The sequence below is a fragment of the Massilicoli timonensis genome, from assembly GCF_900199515.1.
In the GTDB taxonomy this organism is placed as follows: domain Bacteria; phylum Bacillota_I; class Bacilli_A; order Erysipelotrichales; family Erysipelotrichaceae; genus Massilicoli; species Massilicoli timonensis.
In genome coordinates this window covers 1,523,897-1,540,987 of record NZ_LT963434.1, presented here as the reverse complement: position 1 = coordinate 1,540,987, position 17,091 = coordinate 1,523,897, and the positions used below count along the sequence as shown (strand labels likewise).

Genomic DNA, 17,091 nt, shown 5'->3' with positions numbered 1-17,091 from the left:
TTTCTCCGGGTGTTCCCCGGCCATGAAAAAAGCCGCCATTTCTGGCGGCAGGTTGCGACCTCTGGACACTTTGTCCAGAAGTGATTTATACATAGGCATCCGGATCGTCCACGTCGTCGTAATTGAGGATGTCCTCGTCCTCGTTTACGGGCCCCGTGTCCGATGCGTCTACCTCGTACACCTCACAAGCCTCGGAAAGCCCAGGCCGCCTGCGGCGGTTGATGAGCTTATCCAGGTCAAAGGCGTTTTTCTTTTTATCGGCCTCAGCCGTGTACTTGTAGTTCGGGTGCTGTTTCAAATCGTATTTGGACGAAAAGAACGGGGGCAGGCCCCGCAACTGCAAAATGCACTTGTCGCCCGGCATGGTAGCCAGCTCGCTGGGGGTCATCAGCTCCCGGCCCAGCCGCTGGGTATTCTGGTTGTAGCTTTCCGACTGCCCACGGGAGCGGCCCTCGGTCTGCATGGAGATGGTGGCCTTTCCCAGCCAGTTCTCGGAAATCTCCTTGATGGTGGAGCTTTCCCGGCCACCCAGGAAGATCACGCTGTCCATGTTTCCCAGGATCGTTTCCGCGTTATCTTTGTAAATGGCCTTGCACTGCGCGTACTGCTGGTAGAACAGGCACAGACTCACCTCGCGGGAACGGATCACGGCCACCAGCTTCTCCAGCGAGGGCACCTGGCCCGTGTTGGCCGCCTCGTCCCACAGCACCCGCACATGATGGGGCAGGCGGCCCCCGTGAACATTGTCCGCCCGTTCACACAGAAGATTGAACATCTGCGAAAAGGCCAGGGCCACAATGAAGTTATAAGTCGGGGTTGTGTCGGAAATCGTAAAGAAAACCGCTGTTTTCCGATCCCCGATGCGGTCAAGTTCCAGTTCGTCATAGCTCATGATCTCCCGGAGCTGGGGGATGTCAAAGGGGGCCAGCCGGGAGCCGCAGGAAATCAAAATGCTTTTCGCGGTCTTGCCCGAAACGAGTTGTCAAGGACTTTTTAATCAAATTCATAAAAAGGCCACAAAAAAAGTGCCAGAAGCACTTTCATGCTCCTGACACTCAGGCGAGTAGAATTACTTGCGGCCGCTTAGCAGTTCGTCGCAAATGTACGCATATTCCGGCAGTTGGTCGATATAGGGTTTCCAGCGCCTCTTAATCTCGGCCAGTTCCAGCGGGTCGGCGTCCTCAAAGTCATGGTCGTTTCCGGTCATTCCGAAAACATCCAGTGCTATATCATTCAAGCACTCATAACAAAGACCGGCAGCGGACTCTATCCAGTTGCCGGTGTCGATATAGACCGGGTCGATAGATATTGCCAGCCACACATAGCCGACCTTGTCCGACCAAACCAAATCATAAGCGGTCATCTGCTGGATATGTTTCTCAAACACTTTGCGGACGCGCTCAATCTCATTTTTCTCTTTTTCTGTGTACAGCATTTTCATGTCCTCCTTGGCTAAAAGTTTTGGTGTGTACCATCATCAGTTTAACACAAGGCGGCTGGCTTTATCAGCCGGTCACATCTGCTGTATCTCGTTTTTAAGCATACGCTTGATTTTGTCGCTCATGGTTTCGGTGCTGGTGTCGCTGAAATGGACGCGCACCTTGTAGGTGGTCTTGCCGATTTTCTTTACCAGCGCGGGGGCGTCCTCCGGCGCTCTGGCCGGAGTGGTGTCTGCGGTCTGCATGGTACGGGTTTCTTCGTTCATGGCGCTCCTTTCTCCGGGCGGGGCTGCGCCGTCCGGCAAAACAATCAGTCGCTCTTACGGTTCACAATGTCTTTCGCCGCCTGCTTGGTGGCCCCGGCGTTTTCCTCTCGGAAGTTTTTCCCGGCAAAGAGGATCGGGGCGCACCGTTCCAGGATACGGTCATAGATACGGGCGTGGGCCAGGTCGGGCGGGTTCTTGAGTTCGGCCAGTTTCAGGTTGGTGGTGATTATCATGGGCCTGCGGCTGCGGTAGCGGCTGTCAATGACGAAAAACATCTGCTCCATCGCATACTCGGTACTGCGCTCCACGCCCAAATCGTCAATGATGAGCAGGTCGTACTCGTCAAAGCTGGCGATAAAGTCGGCCCTGTCCTCGGAGAACATCCCCGTCAGGCGGTTCAGGATGGTGGGAAAGTTCGTCATCAGCACCGGCACATCCCGGTCAAGCAGGGCGTTGGCGATACAACCGGCGAAAAAGGACTTGCCGGTTCCCACATCCCCAAACAGCAGCAGGCCAGTGTTGTTTCGGTATGCCTCCTTCCAGTTCTCCACATAGGCGCGGGCCTTGTCCATCAGAGGATTTTGGCCGTTGTCGTTGGCAAAGGTGTAGTCGTACAGATAGCGGTCTTGCAGGCCCTGGGCCTTCCGGCGCTTGATACGCTCCATGCGGCGCTGCCGTTCCTCGGCGGCTTTGCGCTGTTCCTCGGCCTCCCGCTGGCACTGGCAGATACAGCGGGGCATGAAGTAGCCGGGTTTCCCAAAGCATGGCACAACGGTCTGCCTCTGGCCGCCGCACCTCTTACAGTGAATGAGGCCGTCTGCCGGGTCTATGTACTCGTCCCCGGCCAGTTCCACACCGGCGGCTGCCTTGTCGATCAGCGCCCGGATTTCTGCGGTAATCTCCATCATACGGTTTCATCCTCCTTTACGCTGTAATCCCGGTTGCGGGTGGGCGGGGCCGCCTTTTTCGCGTCCTCACCGGCCCAGCGCCGGATGGTGGCGGCATGGCTTTGATACCGCTTGCCGGTAGAAGCCATATACTCGGACAGCTTTTCGATGTACTGGCCCCATACGGTGGGAAAACTGGCCTGCAAGTCCGCCAGTTCCTCGTCCGTCAGGAAAACATTCTGGTAACGGCCATAGGCGCGGGCGGGGCGTCCCTTCTCTATCTCTCTCTTTATCTCTATCTCTTTCTCTAACTCTATCTCTATCTCTGGTGGACGAATGTCGGACAAATGTCCGCCGTTTGTCCGAGGCGCGGAAAGAGCCTTGTTTTGAAGCCTCGCTGCCCGCTTTCGCTCGGCCTCGGTGGAGGACTGGCCGATCAGCAGTTCGATATTGCTCATGTAAAAAGTGCCGCTGTCCAGCACTTCCACAAGGCCCAGCTTCAGGAAGATTTGCAAGGCCCTCTCCACAGTGCCGATCTGCTGGCGGGTGATGGTGGCAATCATCTGCGCCGTGTAGGGGATATTCTCGTCAAGCTGGAGCCGCCCGCCGTGTTTCAGGGATTTTAGATACAACTTGAGCAGAATGTTGGAGTACAGCACACCGTCCTGCATACTTTCCAGCAGCACGATGGAGTCATCGTCAAAATAGTTCTCTTTGAGTTTCAGGTAGTAATATTTTCGATTGTCTGACATGGGTTCCTCCTTGGGGTTTGTTTCAGGGGTCTGTACGCCTTTAGAGGGCCGTTTTGGGGACCAGAGGATAAATCTATCAGGCCCCCGCCGACACCCTCGAAAAAAGCCTTGATTTACAAGGGTTTTTCAGCCCCTAAATGCGTAGAAAGGTAGTATCTTTTCCGCTGTCGTTCTGCCTCTTTGCGGCGGCGTACCTGAACAGCACATTCCGGGCAGTATTTGGCCCGGTTGGAGCCGGGCGTAAACAGCGCCCCACAGACGGCGCACCGCTTGGCGTCCAGGCGGTGGAACAGCGCCGTTTCCAGTTCTCTGTCCAGCGGCAGCACTGCCGCCCGGAACCACCGGCACAACAGGGAGTAGGAAATGGACTGAACGCAGACACATTCCTCCCCATCGTCCAGCGCAATACAGTTGCCGCCGTCATAGTTGCAGCACTCATGTACCAGCCGCCGCGCTCTGCGGTACTGGCGGTAGTCCATGACGGGGATGGGTTCAGGCTTGCTTTTCTTCATGCTGGCACTTCCCGCACCCGCCGCAGTTGCCGCAGCCCTGGCAGGCATGGGCCTCCGGCTCCGGGCCGGTGGGCGCGTCTGCCGGTTCCGGCTGCAAGAGGGCAAGGGGCAGGCGGATATTCAGGTGGACGGTGACGGGTAAAATAATCTGCTTCATACAGTGACCTCCTTCCATGAATTTACTGTTAAATATTCGTGCAAAGTATTGTTTTCTTCGTGCAAATGGCATATACTAAAAGTACCAGCAGAAAGGGGTTGATGATATGGCTGGAAATACCACAAACATCAGCATCCGCATGGACGCGGATTTGAAGGCACAGGCCGACGCCCTGTTTGCGGAACTCGGCATGAATTTATCCACGGCGTTCAACATCTTTGTGCGCCAGTCGCTTCGTGAGGGCGGCATTCCCTTTGAAGTGAAGCTGGAACAGCCCAACAAGGAAACGATTGCTGCCATGCTGGAAGCGGAAAGGATTGCAAAAGACCCGTCTGTAAAGGGCTACAATGACCTTGACGAGTTGTTTGCCGACCTGAAAAAATGAGGAAAACAAAATACACCGTCAAGTACACGACCGCTTTCAAAAAGGACTACAAGCGGGCCATCAAGCGCGGCCTGAAAATCGAATTGCTGGAACAGGTCGTGGCGCTGCTGGCGATGGGCGAACCGCTGCCGGATAAAAACCGAGATCACGATCTGTCCGGCGATTGGGTGGGCCATCGGGAATGTCACATCCTCCCGGACTGGCTGCTCATTTACCGCATCGAGGATAACGTGCTGGTTCTGACGCTGGCCCGCACCGGGTCGCACAGCGACTTGTTCGGCAAATAAACCGTCTGCCGCCGTATGGGGAAACCTGTGCGGCGGTTTTTCTGTGTGTAAAGGTGTGTCGTGAAACGCGATGCACCGCAAGGGGTCGGCAAAACGCCGTACCCCTTACCGCTCCGGCCCCCGGTCACGGGGCTTGTCCCGTTCCTGCCGGGCCAGTTGGTCGGCAGCCTTGCGGAGCCGTTCCACGGCTTTCAGTTCCTCCCGCATGGCCTTCATGTCGATGCTGTCTACCTGTTTCTGGGCGGTCAGCAGGTCGATCTCACGCCGCCATTCCTTCGGGTTGATTTCTTCGCCGCTGGCTTTCAGTTCTTTCAGATACCGGGCCGCCGCGTCATAGAGGATCAGTTCCCGGCTGTGGCGCTGCTCGAACAGTTCCCGTTTCTCCGGCTTCACCTTGGCAAACTGCTTATGGACGGTCTTGTACTCGTTGTACTGCGCCCACATCTCCCCCCGCTCCGTGAGGACAGCGATCCGGCGCTCGGCCTTAACGATCTCTCGCCGCAGGTCATAGTAGCGGGTATTCATGTCGGCAATTTTTTCATGGAGCTGCTGCATGGATTGGATGCCGTTGGCATTCAGGAAATTGAACAGGGCGGCGCTCTCCTGCAAAGCCCGTATCTTGCCGGTGCGGGTGTCAGGCCGCTTGAGCTGCTGCTGGGCCTCCCACAAGTCAATCATGCTGGGCTGCTGGCCCTCCGGCTTCTCGGCCTCGGCCTTAGACCAGTTGTAAAGCCGGGTAATGCGGGCCTTGATTTCCCCCAGCAGCTTATTGTCGGCGGCGATCTGCCGGTTGACTTCCCCCTTGTCGGTGCGGATGCCGCGCTTCTCCATCTGGCTGGCCGCTGGCCCCAGGTGGACAGAGGGGATTTTATCAATGCCCCGGCGCTTGTAGCTGCGGTGGTCTACCAGGGCGGGATGACCGGCAGCCTCCAATGCCCGGTTGGTATAGGCCGCCCATGCCGCCCGCCAAATTTCCACATTTCTTTTGTCGTTCCAGTCGGTGGTGTCCTCCCGGTGGTTCTTCCAGCCGCCTTTCACGTCCGGGATGCGCTGGCCGTTTTCGTCCAGGTCGTATGCCTTGCGGCACTTCGCGCCCCATGCGCCGTTTTCTTTTAAGGGCCGGACGGTCAGCATGATATGAACATGGGGGTTGCCGGTTCCCTTATCGTGGATGGCAAAGTCAGCGCACATCCCCTTGTCCACAAAATTGTCCTTCACATAGGCCCGGACAAGGGCAAGCTGCTGTTCCCTGGACAGTTCGCGGGGCAGGGCTGCCTCAATCTCGCGGGCAAGCTGGCTGTCCCTGGCTTTCTCGATCTGCTCCACACTGTTCCAGAGGGTGGAGCGGTCTGCAAACTCCGGCGGGGCGTGGGCGGGCAGCATGATTTCCGCATGGACAACGCCGCCTTTCCGGGTGTAATCATGGGTCAGGCCGTCCCATTCATTCGTCAGTTTGGTTCCGCTTCGGTAGGCGGCTGCGGCAACAGCGGAACGGCCCTCGCTGCGCTTGATGATACTGACGGGAATATGACAAAAATCTATGGGTGACACCTCCTTTCGGTGAGGGGTATTCAGGCTCCGTGGAGCCGGACAGACGCAAAGCGGGTGTTTGGCTGCGCGGGGCGCACAAGGGGTTTGGGGAGTGTAGCTCCCCATCGCGCTCGAAGAGCGCAACAGCCCCCAGCAGGGCGCACGACACCGGCAACGGTGTATAAGTGCGCCCTTGTAAACAAGGGACTTACGGCTTGTCCCCGGATTTCGGCAGTTTTTCGGCCAGTTCCGCCGCCCCCGGAAGATGGGACAGGGCAATCAGGAACGCCTTGACCTCTACGCCGGGAAGGCCGGGGGCCAGAGGGAACACGCCCTCCAAAATGGCCCCGCGCTCAATCAGGCGGCGGGTGCGGGCCTTGCGTTCCTCGTTACGTTGCTTGTTCTCTAAAATCTTCTGGCGGTTCTCAAGCTGCCGGATTTCCTTCAGGACTTCTTCGCGCTCGTCTTTTTTCGGCTTCGCTTGGGCGGTGCTGTCTTTGTGCATATCGCTTTCTCCTTTGGCGGCTTCATCCAGCCGCGCCTGATATAATATTTCTGCAACTTGATAATGGCGTTGCGAACCGTGACAATGGCCGCCGATGTGGTAAAGCCCTCGGCCTCGGCAATCTCCTTGAAGGGCTTTCCCTCCCAAAACCGGGCGTATAGGCAACTCGCCTGCCGGGGTGTCAGGGTGGCAAGGGCCTCCTGGAGCCGTTCCATCATCAGGGCGCGGGCGGCCTCCTGTTCCCGTTCCGTTTCCTTCTCCATCAGAATATCCTCCGGGGAAACGGCCTGCTCCGGGAAATGGTTTTCCATGCCGGGGGATGCGTCCAGAGAGTAACAGTGATAGTGCTGCTTGGCGTCATTGGCGTCCTCTGCGCGGCTTTCCTCTACAATGGCGTCTGCCACCTCGTCCGGCACTTCCACAAAGGTGTCTTTCTTACAAATCGGGTAGTAGTATTTTTTCAGGTTGATTGTTTTCATAGGCCGCTTGTCCATTTCCGGCGTATGAAGTACCGGCGCAGCCGCCGGAGCGCCGCATGGATGGACTTTCCTGCCTGGGATGGGGTGATACCTTCCATCGCGGCAATGTCCTTCACTTTCATCCCCAGCATATACCGGGCATGGACACGGCGGGCCTGCGTTGGGGGCAAAGAGGAAAGGGCCTCATAGAGCCGCCGGAGCAGTTCGGCATATTCGGCCTGCGCCTCCTTTTCCATCAGGAAATCCTCCGGCGATGGCTGCGCCCCGCCAATGGCGGCGTTCTCAATCCCATCATTGCAGTCAAGGGAGTAAAACGCCTTGTAGCGGTACATCTTGCGCTCCCTGGCGGCCTCGGCCCGCTTGTCCAGCAGGAACGCCTCGACAATTTCATCCGACACCTCCACAAAGGTGTCCTCGGTGCAGAACGGGTAATACTGTTTGAGATTGATCGTCTGCATAGGCCCACCCTCACTCTGACGGGAAAAGGCCGTCATAGCAGCGGTGCATATTCCGCAGGCCCCGCCGGATGGCAACGCTGACCTTGCTGCTGTGTACGCCCTCCATCCGGGCAATTTTGGGCTGGTTGATACCGGCGATGTAGTAGGCCCGGACGCGGCGGGCCTGTGTTGGGGTGGCATGAGACAGGGCCTCCGGCAAGGCGGCAATCAGCCGCAGGCGGACGGCCCGTTCCTCACGCTCCAAAAGGATTTCCTCCGGCGATCTGCTGTGTTCCAGCGCGTAGTTCTCCGTCCAGCTATATGCGTCCAGAGAGTAGTAGGCGCGGTGGTAGACCTTCCGGCGCTCATAGTTGTTCATTTCGCGCTGGGCCTGCCGCATGACCTCCCAAACTTCATCGCTGACCTCCACAAACTCGTCATGCCGGTAGTGGGGATAAATCCACCGCAGATTGATTGTTTTCATAGGCTTACCTCCTGAAAATGGGAGAGGCGGGCAGCTTGTCCGCTGTCCGCCTCCCGCTGGGATAAGGGAAACAATCCCTTTCACTTGGTAGCCCGAAAAGGGGTCATTCGTTAGGGTAGTTCGCAAAGAATTTCAAAAATTTTTTCCGAACCGCGTCAATGCTCTCATGGACGGATACTTTGGAGCAGCCGCACACCGTCCCGATCTCCGCAAGGGTCAGCCCGTCCAGGGCATAGAGCAGGAACCGGCGGCGCTGGGCCTCGGTGCAGGTGTCCAGGACGGCCATCAGCTCGCCCAGTGTTTCCATGCGGCAAAGGTATTCCTCCGGCGTTTCGCCGTAGATACCCACGCCCTCGGTGGCAACTATGTATTCGTCAAACTCCCGGCCATCCCAATGCCGCCGCTGCTCATGGGACAGGTTCTCGGCTTTGTGGTCAGCCCGGTCAAGAAATTCATAGACTTCCAGCGTGACCTCTACGGCCACAGCTTGTCCGTTGTAATGGATGGTGACTTCCATCTGCCTTTCCTCCGTTCAGATTTTTTGCGGGAAAATCTGAACGGGGCGGCGGGGAACGGCACCGGGGGCAAGGTTCGGGCCATGTTGGCCCGATGTTCCGGCCCCACAGGTATGAAAAAACGCCCGGACAGCAGAAAGCTATTCGAGCGCAAAAAATACGGTATTCAGTTACATTGTGACAATTTTCGCACTGGCTGCCGGACGGGGGCTGTTCGGTGGCCGGGCTTTTTTTGACGATAGTTCAAATATCGTCTGAATTTGTCGGCGGTCAGTGTGCTTCATGGCGGCTCCCTCCTAAAGCCGCCGTGTCAGCGTATAGGCGTCACTCCTTTGTCGAGGGCATAAGGAACGGCGGCCTTGATGTTACTCAAAACCGCCGCAGTACCCTGAAAATCCATTATAGGCGCACGAAGCTGTCTGCCCTGCAACGGTTTTTTTCTTTCCCCGTTTAGCGGGGCAGGATAGCTTGTCTTATTTGGTTTATTCTTGGTCTTGTGCGGCTGCCTCTTTCAACCGTGAAAAGCTTTCATCGCTGATGATGTGTTCAATCCGGCAGGCATCGGCCTCCGCAGTTTTTGGGTCAACGCCTGCGGCGATAAGCTGCTCGGTAAAAAAGCAATGGCGCTCATAGATTTTTTCGGCAACCTCGCGGCCCACATCGGTCAGATGAAGAAAGTGATCTTCGTCCATTGTGAGAAAGCCGCCGTCCCGCAAGGTAGCCACTGCATGGCACACGCTGGGTTTTGACACCTCCATGTGCCGGGCCACATCTACGGAGCGTACCATACCGAGTTTCTTTTGGAGAACAAGGATGGTTTCCAGGTAGTCCTCCCCGGACGCATGAAGTTTCATAAATATTTCTCCTAATTGATTTGCCAACCGGCTGTAGTCTGCTGAATATCCCACAAATGCCGGTATAGACCATGATTATCCATCAGTTCCTTATGTGTACCCACTTCTTTTACCTCGCCCTGATCCAATACAATGATTTGATCGGCCCCGGCAATCGTTTTCAATTTATGGGCGATCATTACCACAGTACGGTCTTTCACGAGTTCTTCGATGGCTTGCTGAACCTCCACTTCATTTTCCGGATCAAGGGAGGAAGTTGCTTCATCTAACAGCAGTACAGGGGCGTCTTTCAAAATTGCGCGGGCGATAGAAATTCGCTGTTTCTCACCACCTGACAACGTGGAGCCGCCTTCTCCAACCATTGTGTCATAGCCATCCGGCAGAGCCATGATGAAGTCGTGACAATGAGCCAGTTTTGCGGCTGCTTCAATTTCTTCCTGCGTGGCATTTTCCCGGCCATAGCGGATGTTGTTGCCGATGGTATCCTGGAACAAATATACATCCTGAAAGACCACAGATATTTTAGACATCAGTTTTTCCGGATCAACCGTCTTTTCGTCAACACCTCCAAAACGAACAATACCATTCTGTGGATCATAGAACCGGGCAATCAGCCGTAGCATTGTACTTTTTCCGCTGCCAGAAGGTCCGACAATCGCTGTCATAGTTCCTTTCGGGAAACTCGCATTGACATTGTGAAGGACAACATCCTCCCCATAACCGAAGGTGACATTTTCAAAGATAACATCGTGATCCTTCGGGGCTTCTCCGTCACCCTGCATTGTTGGTTCTTCCAGTAAATCTACAATGCGCTTTCCCGCAGCAGCCTGATAAGTAAACACAGGGAGTTGAGTAATCGCACTTACCAACGGATCAAATACACGGGAACCGACTAAAAGAAAGATAATAAACATTGGCAGCTCCAGTGTTCCTCCAAGAAGCAGATAAGTGCCGACCATCGTAATCATTGAAAGTCCAATCTGTAAGAACGCAACTGCTATCAGATAAAACGGGCCAGACACACCTTCCAGCTTAATGCTTTCTTTCATAAAATTGTAGAACGCCCGCTCCAGCTTTTTGAAATTCGCCCCCCGCAGGTTATATGCTTTTATTACCTTCATTCCGGTCAGATATTCCTGCAAGCGGTTCGTTTGTTCAATTCTGGCTTTTGTATGTGCAGCACCGCGCTTGCGGTCAATCACACGGACACCCCAAAGGATTAAGAAGGTCACAGGAAGTCCGGCAAACATAGCCAGTGCCATACGCCAATCAGCAAAAGCCATTCCGAACAAAGCCAGAAATGCGACGATGATACCACTGATAAGCTGCGGCAAAATGTGGGTAACGCCTTCCTCAATCTGGCTAAAATCATTCATCATGGTATTTCCCAATTCGCCGGAGTCCTTGCTCATCAGAAAACCTAAAGGCAATTTGCGGATATGCTCTGCGAGGCGGATACGACCGTCCGCACTCGTTGCGTAACCGTCATGGAAGGTAGCATGAGTAGCCTTGCGCTCCAAAATATATACCACAACGGAAGTCGCTAAAATGCCTCCCCATGAAAGCCATAAGGTCTTAATATCCAGCGAACCGGCATCCCCGGCAAAGAAGGAATATATCGTGATAACAAACAGTGCCAGGAACATAAAAGAAAACAGATTTATATTGGTAACAACCGTCCAGATCACCGGCTTTTTCAGTTTCTTTGGATTTCCCGCCGTCACCTGATAAATAGGATTTGTCTTTTTCATGCCTTTGCCACCTCCTTATCTGTTCCTTTTTTCAGTTCCCAATCGGACGAAGCTGTGTAGGCCGCCCACATCTTATGATAGGTTCTTTCATTTGCCAGAAGTTGGTCATGGGTTCCTGTTTCTTCGATTTTTCCATGTTTGATGACCATAATCTTATTGGCGTTCCGAATGGTCATCAGCCGGTGAGCAATAATCAATACTGTCTTGTTTTTAATCAGTTCTTGTAATGCCAACTGCATTTGAAATTCATTCTCTGGATCAGCATAGGCGGTTGCTTCATCAAGAATCAGGATCGGAGCATTTTTCAAGATCGCTCTTGCCACAGAAACACGTTGTTCCTCGCCTCCTGATAGATAAACACCGCCTTCCCCGATTAAGGTATCGTAACCCTGGGGCAGCTTCTCAATGAACTCATGGCATTGCGCTGCCCTTGCCGCTGCATAAACTTCTTCTCTTGTAGCACCGGGTTTTCCCACAGCAATGTTGTTATAGAGCGTATCAGAGAACAGGAAACAGTCCTGAAATACGAAAGACATGGTATTCATTAAATCTTCCGTTCTCATATCCCGGATGTCTATGCCGCCAATCGTTATGCTGCCTTCCTGTACATCCCAAAACCGTGGAATAAGCTGTGCAATCGTTGATTTACCAGATCCGGAAGGTCCTACAAGCGCTGTTATCTTTCCCTGCTCAGCGGTAAAACTCACATGATCCAACACCTTTGGACCATCCTCATAAGAAAAGGATACATCGTGAAATTCAATGGTATATCCGGCGGGCTTTTTGCTGTTCTGCGGCTCTGTTACCTCACTTGTGCTTAACACTTCGTCAATGCGCCGTACCCCTTCATTGATATTGTTGAAGCTGGAACCAAAATTATTAAACTTAAACACAGGTGTAGCAATTCCCGGCGCGAAGATTAACACGAACAGCAGCGTCATAGCAAATGCCATATTCTGCGGATTGCCGGTAAGAAACAGCATACCCACAGGGATGATAAATGCGGAAAGTGAAAGTACAAATACACGGAACAGGACATAACAAGGTTCATAGTTATCCGCATATTTCGTTGTCATATCACGGTAGGCAATAATATCATCATAGAATTTTCGGAAAGAGCGCACAGTCTGACCAAAAATTTTGATTGAGGGCATACCCCGCACATATTGAACCGATGATGTGTTGATATTTTCCATTGCATCGTAGTATTCCTTGAGTCCTTCTTTGGCCTTAGAGCCGAACATAAAGGAGAACTGCACAACAAACCCGACAATAATCGGTAGGATGCAGGCAAGGGCCAGCCAGATATTCAGGCTGAACATCACAATGACCATAAATACTATCACAGCAATGGTACTAATCATATCCGGGAACTGATGGGCAATGAAAAGTTCAATCTGTTCCACATCCTGCTCCGCAATCTGCTTTACCTTACCGATAGAGTTGCGGCTGAACCACCCCAAAGGCAATCCGCTGATATGTTCGGACAGCTTTACACGGATTCCATAGAGGGTACGATAAGCCTCGATATGACCGATCATGCCACCCACATACATAAACACATAGCAGATCACCAACCCGACAATTCCGAATAAAGCCCAAAAAGTCATATAGGAAGTGTCCACCTGACTAATATCTGCGGCATTACGCAGAAGCTCCGTCATAACCTTATAAACTGCCAGATAGGGAGCTAACTGAAACAAAGCCGCAATCGTTGAAAGCGAAGCACCGACAATCATCAGAGTTTTTCGTTGTCCGGCCATCTCCAGCAAACGCGGGATGCCTGTCTTTTGCTTTTTTTCTTTGCTCATAATTTTCAACTCCTTTTACCGCCTATTCCGCATTGGAAAGGCGTTTTTTTACGATTTTATTTCCCCAAAGCACACCCAGACAGGTGAGAGTAACCGTTGCCACGCACAGCACAATCATGACCGGAACAGAAACGATATTCATGCACCATTCAGCAATTTCCAGAAGGCCGGAATCATCATTCACCAGCATGGAACGATAGGCGTCCTGCATCCAGATGAACGGTATGTATTCACCGAGAGCCAGCCCTACCAAAGCGAAGGAGGAACCTACCATCGTTGCTTTGGTTGTACGCCTCCCCAAAACACTATAAAGGATTTCTCCGATCACACCGCCAGCCACAGTGCAGAAGAACATCATGCCATAAGGAGCCATCGTAAACAGGCAGATACCCAGCAGAAATGAACTGATTAAAATACCACCTGGGATTGTCAGCTTTGATAACATGACAACATAGACAATCCCACCGATAATTCCGAGGACACAGGGAAGAACCAATAAAATTGGTGGGAAAAATCCAATCGTAAAGGCCACCAGGAAGCCAATCACAACCCACAGCGCACTGAAAACGCCAATTCGGATTAAATCCTTCAATCTACGACTTTCTTTTGTTTGATTTCTCATAGCGACACACTCCTTTTTTAGAATGAAATTTGAAAATATTGAGCCAGGTTTTCCGGCTTGTACTTATCAGGGGAAAGATACTGTATCGTACCATCCTCCTGTAAAAGAAGAAGGGAAGAAAAAAGCTCTGCGGCAAATTCATAATCGTGGGTAATGACAAACACACACGCGCCACCTTCAGCCAGCTTTTTTATTTCAGTCTGGACAATCTTCATATTCTCTGCGTCCAGTCCGCTGGTCGGTTCATCAAGGTAGAGAAGCGGTAAACGGTTCATTTCTGCCAATGCAATAGAAAGCCGCTGCTTTTGTCCACCGGATAAAGCTGTGGGGTGCCTTTTCAGGAATTTTCCCAATCCCAAATTCTCCAGCTTACAAATGGCCTGTTCTTTTTCTATCTCTGTCTTTTTCGTACCCATCAGCATTTCCTCCAATACATTCGGAGCAAATAGCTGATAATCTACATCCTGCATGACATAGAAAGATTTTTTTCGCCGCTGCTGCTTGCCGGAGTAACTTCCGTTGATAGAAATTTTCCCGGTCTTTGGCTTTTCAAGCCCCATAAGTGTTCGGATCAATGTGCTTTTTCCGGCTCCGTTCTTTCCAATGATACCGATGATCTCTCCACCATGAGCGGAAAAGGTAACATCGTGCCATAACAGCGGTTTTCCCGGATAACCAAAGGACAAATTCTTTATTTGAATGGAGACATCTCCCTTAACAGGATGGTAGGATTTTGGTGTAATAAGTGCGAGATCGGATTTTCGCAGGCCATGCCTTGTAAACCATTCTGCTGTCTGCCGGTCGAAAACCCTGCCTTCCATCTCTTTATCAATTTTTCCGTCCTTCATAATCAGAACACGATCCGTAAGCCCGTTGAGGTAGTAGAGCTTATGCTCCGAAATGATGATGGTGTTACCCTGCTCTTTGAGGGATTTTAATACTTGACGAAGCTGCTCTGTACCCTCCGAATCCAGATTGGCCGATGGTTCGTCCAAGACATAAATTCCGACTCCCACCATATAAATTGACGCAATGGCTACCTTCTGCTTTTCGCCGCTGGAAAGGTCGAAAATGCTCTTTCCAAGTAAGCCCTGAATTTGTAAAACGTCCACCGCTTTTTCATATTGCTCCTGCATTTTATCCATAGGTGTTCCCAGGTTTTCGCTTGGAAACGGAATTTCCGTTTTGACATGAAGTGTAAAAAACTGAGAACGTGGGTCTTGAAATACCGAACCGACCAACGGTGAAAACTCACCTGTTTCATGTTCTGCAATATCCATACCGCAAACGCGGCATTTCCCTGAAAGGTCCCCCTCGAAAAAATCCGGGATAAGCCCATTTATGCAGCGGGTCAATGTGGTCTTGCCACAGCCGCTATGTCCTGTCAAAAGGATAAATTCACCCTTACGAATGATTAAATCAATCCCTGTCAGACTTTCTGAGTCAGCATTATGATAGGTAAAACTAAAGTTTGAAAATTCAATGACAGGCTGGTTCATTCTCATGCCTCCTTCCCATCTAAAGTAAAATCACATGATAGTTGATAAATGCTAAACCTGCCGCAAGGAGCGCAACACAAAGCAAGTAGATAAGATCTGTTACCCCTAGTTTCACTTTCGTGCAGCACGTTCGTTTTCTTTTTGTGCTAAGCCCTTTGCAGATTGAAGCGGCAGACAATTCTTCCGAAATTTTTTCACTGCGATATAAAAGTGGGACAAAAAAGTTTTCTACATTTTGCATTGGATGGCATACCTTATCCCACATAGAGGAATGGAGATTCCGCATTTTAAGGCTTTCCCGAATGTATCCGATCTCTTTCAATATCGTTGGTATGTAACGATAAATAACTGCCAACGGGATCAACACTAATTTTGGAAAACGCCAGATTTCCAATGAAAAAAGCAGTTCATCCATTGGCGCTTTTTCAATCAGAACCCTCACTGCCAAATACGCCGGATATAGCCTCGCCATCAACAAAAGGAAAAGCGGAAACAAATCCGAAACAATCGGAATGTATATCTCTTGCAGCGCAAACAGTATCAGCAGCATAGCTGCATAGGACAGAAGGTTTTTCCAGAAAACCGCCCACCCGCATTGAAGTAACAGCAGGAAATCTACAATCAGCACTAAAAGAAATAATGCGAGCAGATTCCGAAATACCGATGCCAATACCGCCACCACGACAATCTGTATAATTAAAATGCGGGGGTCCGGCATTGATGCCTTAAAACTCATCCGCATATTTTCACCTCCTTTACCTTGTGAAAACAACAGGTATGTGCTACAATATCAAGTGGTTAGCTCTAACTAATCACCGTTTCTAAGTATAGTACGAGACTTTTGCTTTCACAATGGATTTTGGAAAGGAGCGTCGTATCGGCGTATAAGTTCGTCCAAACGGCGTATTTATAGGTGACAACAATGAAACATATAAAAGAAATGTATCATTCCATGCTTTCTGATGGAGGATTCTTTTTAGATAACGAACACAGGCAGCCTTATAATGAATTTACCTGTTACACTTTACAGGCAGATAAGGGGCAAGGGCATTTTTGGGTATATTTTTATGAAAATATGTTTGAAATCACCATCAGAGATTTTCTTTTTCTTGATGACATTATGTTAGAGTGTCCAGAACCGGAATTTTTGTCTGTTACTTATTACACCTCCGTGTCAGGTGAAGAATTTCATCCTTACCGCCAGCTTTCTCCTAACAGTTTACAAGCACAAATCGGGCAGGCAGGCAGGGTGTATCAGGCGATTTATCATAAGAATATTCCTTTGCAGAGTATCAGTTTTACGATCATGCCGGAGTTTTATCAACGGTATTTGCAGCAGAAATTTCCAGGAGAATACATTGATCCCAGCGAAGCATTTCGTAAAATGCAGATCGGAACGGATTTCCCTGAATTGATTGCTCTGCTAAAGCAAATCGAAGGATACCGGGGAACAGGTCTTACGGCAAAGATGTTTTATGAAGGCAAAATATTAGAAGCGGTTTCTTTAATTATGGAGCGGGCTAAAAGCAACCAGGAGAAGAAAAAGAAGCTGCATCTGACAGAGCAGGATCAGGAGAACCTTTCCGCAGTTGCGGCTTATCTGGATAACCATTATGCCTTTTCTGTTCCGATTGAGAGGTTGTGTCGCATTTCTTTTATGGGGCAGACGAAGTTAAAAGCTGCCTTTAAGGAATGTTTCGGCTGTACGCTCTATGATTATATTTTGCAGAAAAGGATTGGACAGGCCCAGCACCTCCTTATGGGAACAGAATTAAGCATCGCAGAGATCGCACAAGCGGTTGGATATGATAGGTCTGAAAGTTTTGCAAAACAATTCCAGCGTGTTACTGGATTATTACCACGAGAGTATAGAAAATTGATAAACAAAGAATGAACGCCAGATTTTTCTGACGTTCATT

General features: G+C 51.3%; 21 protein-coding genes and 1 pseudogene. 3 read left to right on the top strand and 19 right to left on the bottom strand.

Features of this window, described 5'->3' with window-relative positions; genetic code table 11:
- Positions 1 to 85: 85 nt before the first annotated feature.
- The 7 genes and pseudogenes from C1712_RS09640 to C1712_RS12745 all read right to left on the bottom strand — a co-directional run.
- A pseudogene (locus C1712_RS09640) lies at positions 86 to 964 on the bottom strand (VirD4-like conjugal transfer protein, CD1115 family); the annotation flags it as partial.
- Positions 965 to 1,069: 105 nt separating this feature from the next.
- Positions 1,070 to 1,435 (bottom strand): hypothetical protein, encoded by a 366-nt coding sequence (locus C1712_RS09635; RefSeq protein ID WP_099322251.1) that lies wholly within the window; start codon positions 1,433 to 1,435, stop codon positions 1,070 to 1,072.
- 78 nt (positions 1,436 to 1,513) lie between these two features.
- Complete coding sequence (locus C1712_RS09630) at positions 1,514 to 1,705, bottom strand: transposon-encoded TnpW family protein (RefSeq protein WP_087221673.1); 192 nt, start codon at positions 1,703 to 1,705, stop codon at positions 1,514 to 1,516.
- Positions 1,706 to 1,749: 44 nt separating this feature from the next.
- Positions 1,750 to 2,613 (bottom strand): ATP-binding protein, encoded by an 864-nt coding sequence (locus C1712_RS09625; protein WP_087273022.1) that lies wholly within the window; start codon positions 2,611 to 2,613, stop codon positions 1,750 to 1,752.
- Positions 2,610 to 3,344 (bottom strand): phage replisome organizer N-terminal domain-containing protein, encoded by a 735-nt coding sequence (locus C1712_RS09620; RefSeq protein WP_087989415.1) that lies wholly within the window; start codon positions 3,342 to 3,344, stop codon positions 2,610 to 2,612. Before C1712_RS09620 ends, C1712_RS09625 begins: the two co-directional genes overlap by 4 nt.
- 113 nt (positions 3,345 to 3,457) lie before the next feature.
- Positions 3,458 to 3,856 (bottom strand): cysteine-rich VLP domain-containing protein, encoded by a 399-nt coding sequence (locus C1712_RS09615; protein ID WP_102268791.1) that lies wholly within the window; start codon positions 3,854 to 3,856, stop codon positions 3,458 to 3,460.
- Entirely contained in the window at positions 3,837 to 4,013 is a 177-nt protein-coding gene (locus tag C1712_RS12745; protein WP_002596503.1) for a hypothetical protein, read from the bottom strand. Before C1712_RS12745 ends, C1712_RS09615 begins: the two co-directional genes overlap by 20 nt.
- Positions 4,014 to 4,119: 106 nt before the next feature.
- Between C1712_RS12745 and C1712_RS09610 the strand changes: the two genes are divergently transcribed.
- Entirely contained in the window at positions 4,120 to 4,398 is a 279-nt protein-coding gene (locus tag C1712_RS09610; RefSeq protein WP_003509354.1) for a type II toxin-antitoxin system RelB/DinJ family antitoxin, read from the top strand.
- Positions 4,395 to 4,685: a type II toxin-antitoxin system YafQ family toxin gene (locus tag C1712_RS09605; protein ID WP_102268789.1), complete on the top strand. Its 291-nt coding sequence runs from the start codon at positions 4,395 to 4,397 to the stop codon at positions 4,683 to 4,685. Before C1712_RS09610 ends, C1712_RS09605 begins: the two co-directional genes overlap by 4 nt.
- Before the next feature lie 105 nt (positions 4,686 to 4,790).
- Here C1712_RS09605 and mobQ read toward each other — a convergent pair whose 3' ends face one another.
- The 12 genes from mobQ to C1712_RS09540 form a co-directional block, all read right to left on the bottom strand.
- A complete protein-coding gene (mobQ, locus tag C1712_RS09600) occupies positions 4,791 to 6,236 on the bottom strand; it encodes a MobQ family relaxase (protein WP_102268787.1) in 1,446 nt (481 codons plus the stop codon).
- 187 nt (positions 6,237 to 6,423) lie between these two features.
- Positions 6,424 to 6,720 (bottom strand): DUF3847 domain-containing protein, encoded by a 297-nt coding sequence (locus tag C1712_RS09595; protein ID WP_102268785.1) that lies wholly within the window; start codon positions 6,718 to 6,720, stop codon positions 6,424 to 6,426.
- Positions 6,660 to 7,199, bottom strand: coding sequence for an RNA polymerase sigma factor (locus C1712_RS09590; RefSeq protein WP_102268783.1), 540 nt, complete (start codon positions 7,197 to 7,199; stop codon positions 6,660 to 6,662). Before C1712_RS09590 ends, C1712_RS09595 begins: the two co-directional genes overlap by 61 nt.
- Entirely contained in the window at positions 7,196 to 7,657 is a 462-nt protein-coding gene (locus C1712_RS09585) for an RNA polymerase sigma factor (protein WP_102268781.1), read from the bottom strand. The genes C1712_RS09590 and C1712_RS09585 overlap by 4 nt, the downstream gene beginning before the upstream one ends.
- Positions 7,658 to 7,667: 10 nt before the next feature.
- Positions 7,668 to 8,120: an RNA polymerase subunit sigma-24 gene (locus tag C1712_RS09580; protein ID WP_102268779.1), complete on the bottom strand. Its 453-nt coding sequence runs from the start codon at positions 8,118 to 8,120 to the stop codon at positions 7,668 to 7,670.
- A gap of 103 nt (positions 8,121 to 8,223) precedes the next feature.
- Positions 8,224 to 8,637 (bottom strand): RNA polymerase sigma factor, encoded by a 414-nt coding sequence (locus C1712_RS09575; RefSeq protein ID WP_102268777.1) that lies wholly within the window; start codon positions 8,635 to 8,637, stop codon positions 8,224 to 8,226.
- Positions 8,638 to 9,117: 480 nt separating this feature from the next.
- The gene (locus C1712_RS09565; protein WP_102268775.1) at positions 9,118 to 9,489 is read right to left on the bottom strand and encodes a metal-dependent transcriptional regulator; all 372 of its coding nucleotides are present in this window, start codon (positions 9,487 to 9,489) and stop codon (positions 9,118 to 9,120) included.
- Between the two features lie 11 nt (positions 9,490 to 9,500).
- Positions 9,501 to 11,240 carry an ABC transporter ATP-binding protein gene (locus C1712_RS09560; protein ID WP_102268773.1) on the bottom strand — a complete coding sequence of 580 codons (1,740 nt, stop codon included), beginning with the start codon at positions 11,238 to 11,240 and terminating at the stop codon, positions 9,501 to 9,503.
- A complete protein-coding gene (locus C1712_RS09555; RefSeq protein ID WP_102268770.1) occupies positions 11,237 to 13,051 on the bottom strand; it encodes an ABC transporter ATP-binding protein in 1,815 nt (604 codons plus the stop codon). The genes C1712_RS09560 and C1712_RS09555 overlap by 4 nt, the downstream gene beginning before the upstream one ends.
- 22 nt (positions 13,052 to 13,073) lie before the next feature.
- Positions 13,074 to 13,673 (bottom strand): MptD family putative ECF transporter S component, encoded by a 600-nt coding sequence (locus C1712_RS09550; protein ID WP_102268768.1) that lies wholly within the window; start codon positions 13,671 to 13,673, stop codon positions 13,074 to 13,076.
- Positions 13,674 to 13,690: 17 nt separating this feature from the next.
- Positions 13,691 to 15,172 carry an ABC transporter ATP-binding protein gene (locus C1712_RS09545; RefSeq protein WP_245858121.1) on the bottom strand — a complete coding sequence of 494 codons (1,482 nt, stop codon included), beginning with the start codon at positions 15,170 to 15,172 and terminating at the stop codon, positions 13,691 to 13,693.
- 19 nt (positions 15,173 to 15,191) lie between these two features.
- Positions 15,192 to 15,944, bottom strand: a complete 753-nt coding sequence (locus tag C1712_RS09540; protein WP_146003330.1) for an energy-coupling factor transporter transmembrane component T — start codon at positions 15,942 to 15,944, stop codon at positions 15,192 to 15,194.
- 150 nt (positions 15,945 to 16,094) lie between these two features.
- On the opposite strand from C1712_RS09540, the gene C1712_RS09535 reads away from it, so the two are divergent.
- On the top strand, positions 16,095 to 17,066 hold the full coding sequence (locus C1712_RS09535) for a helix-turn-helix domain-containing protein (protein WP_102268763.1): 972 nt from the start codon (positions 16,095 to 16,097) through the stop codon (positions 17,064 to 17,066).
- The last annotated feature ends 25 nt before the right edge of the window (positions 17,067 to 17,091 follow it).